Source organism: Streptomyces sp. NPDC002276 (genome assembly GCF_053891435.1).
Map to the genome: position 1 here is coordinate 1 of NZ_JBSFCQ010000061.1, position 2,407 is coordinate 2,407.

1 protein-coding gene is annotated in these 2,407 nt (G+C 66.1%); it reads right to left on the bottom strand.

Features of this window, described 5'->3' with window-relative positions; genetic code table 11:
• On the bottom strand, window positions 1-2,407 hold a 2,407-nt coding region (locus ACWIHT_RS47170), incomplete at both ends, for a non-ribosomal peptide synthetase (RefSeq protein ID WP_456174821.1).

The following is a 2,407-nucleotide window of genomic DNA, read 5'->3' on the forward strand; positions in this document are numbered from 1 at the left end:
TGCCGCGGCTCACCGTCCACCTGCGGAAACACCGTCCGCAAACTCTCATGACGACCCGCCACATCCCCCAACGCCGCCCGCAACGCCCCCACATCAAGCGCCCCGCTCAGACGGAGGGCAAGAGGAATGTTGTACGTCGACGACACGCCCTCCAACTGGCCCAGGAACCACAGCCGACGCTGCGCGAACGACACCGGAAGCACCCCCGGCCGCACCCGCACACCCAACCGCTCCCGAACCCCACCACCCTCATCAAACCGACCCACCAGACCAGCCACCGTCGGCGCCTCAAACAGCGACCGGATGCTCACCTCGACCCCGAGGACGGAACGGACCCGGCTCACCAGACGGGTCGCCAACAGCGAATGACCACCCAACTCAAAGAAACTGTCATCGATCGAGACGGCATCCACGCCGAGGACCTCAGCGAACAGACCGCAGAGCAGCTCCTCCCGAAGCGTCCCGGGAGCCCGCCCGGACGACGTGTACTCCGGGGCGGGCAGGGCACCCCGGTCCAGCTTCCCGTTCAACGTCAACGGCAGCGCGTCGAGCGTGACGAATGCCGACGGCACCATGTAATCCGGCAACCGCTCCGCCACGAACCCACGCAGCGCGGCCGGGTCGAGAACGCCGGTGGATGTGCCGGCACCCGGCACCACGTACGCCGCCAGGCGCTTGTCACCCGGGGCATCCTCCCGAAGCACCACAGCCGCTTGGCCCACGAGAACATGCTCTGCCAGGACGGCTTCGATTTCGCCGAGTTCGAGTCGCTGCCCGCGGATCTTGACCTGATGATCCCGCCGTTCCACGAACTCAAGACGACCGTCCGGGAGACACCTGACATAGTCACCCATCCGATACATCCGCGCGCCTGGCTGACCGGAGTAAGGATCAGCTACGAAGGCGGCTGCGGTGCGGTTCGCGTCACCCACATAGCCTTGCCCGACGCCCACACCGCTGACGTACAGGTCTCCGGGCATTCCCATGGGAACCGGCTGGAGTGCCTCGTTCAGCACATACAGCCGCATGTTGCGAATAGGGCGGCCGATGGTGACCTTCTTCTCGGCCTCGTACTCCTCACTCGTGATGATGGCGTGTGAGACATCGTCCGAGCATTCCGTCGACCCATAGGCGTTCACCAGGGGGATATCCGGATACCGCGCGAACCAGCGCTCGCACAGGCTCCCCGGAAGAGCTTCGCCCGTCACCATCAGCCAGCGGAGCTGCGGCAGTGCGATCTGCTCACCGTCGGTGTCCCACATGTCCAGGGCCGCCCGCAGCAGCGAGGGCACGACCTCCAGGACCGACACGCCCTCGTCCGCCACACGCTGGAAGAGCTCGCGCGGGTCGGCGGCCGTCGTCCGGTCGACGACTCGGATCCTTCCGCCGAGCATCAGAGCGGCGAACATCTGCCACACGGAGATGTTGAAGGTCAGCGGCGCGTTCTGCATGACACGGTCCGCCGAGGAGAGCTCCAGATCCCCGATCTTCGCCAGGAGATGGTTCTCCATGCCGGCCCGGTGAACCATCGCTCCCTTCGGCCGCCCCGTCGAACCCGACGTGAAGATGGAGTACGCGATGTCGTAGCCCCTGGATCCGTTCGGATACCACTCCGCGCCGTCCTGCTCGTCGTCCATGACCAGCACCTCAACAGCGCCCCCCGACGCACCAGCGATGGCCTGTGCGCGTTCGAGATACTTCTCCTCCGTCAGGAGGCAGTTCGCGCCGCTGTCGGCGAGATACGTCACGCTCCGCGCCGTCGGAGCCTGCGGGTCCAGGGGGATGTATCCCGCCCGACAACCGAACACCCCCAGCACCGACCCCACGAACCGTGCACCGGGATCGGAGAGGATTCCGACAAGAGCCCCCACCCCCGTCCCACGCCCCGCAAGACGCTTCGACAGAGCGCTCGCACGGGACATCAGCACGTCGTACGTGACGTCTCCCTCGTCGTCCGTGACGGCCACAGCATCGGGCTGCCGCCGGGCAACATCCCTGATCCTGTCGACGACGTCCCGGAACTCCCCGGACTCCTGGCACCCGTGCAGCGCAGAAAGCGCGCGTTCACGCTCGAACTCATCCAGCATCCCGACTCGGCCCAAGGGGATCTCAGGGGTCTCGGCAATGGCCCGGAGTACACGGACGAGTCGGCTGCCGATTCCCTCCACCTCCGTACGGGCGAACAGGTCGGGGCCGTATTCCATGCGGATCTCGATGCGGTCCCCGGGCAGCACCCTCAGGTTCATCGGATAGTGGCTGGCGTCGTGGGCTTGAGCGTGGGTCAGGCTGAGAGTGGACGTCGCCTGTTCGAAGGCCTCGTTCTCGACGGGGTAGTTCTCGAACACGACGACGGTGTCGAAGAGTTCACCGGCCGGGGTGAGGCTGTGGATGTCGGTCAGCTTGAGGT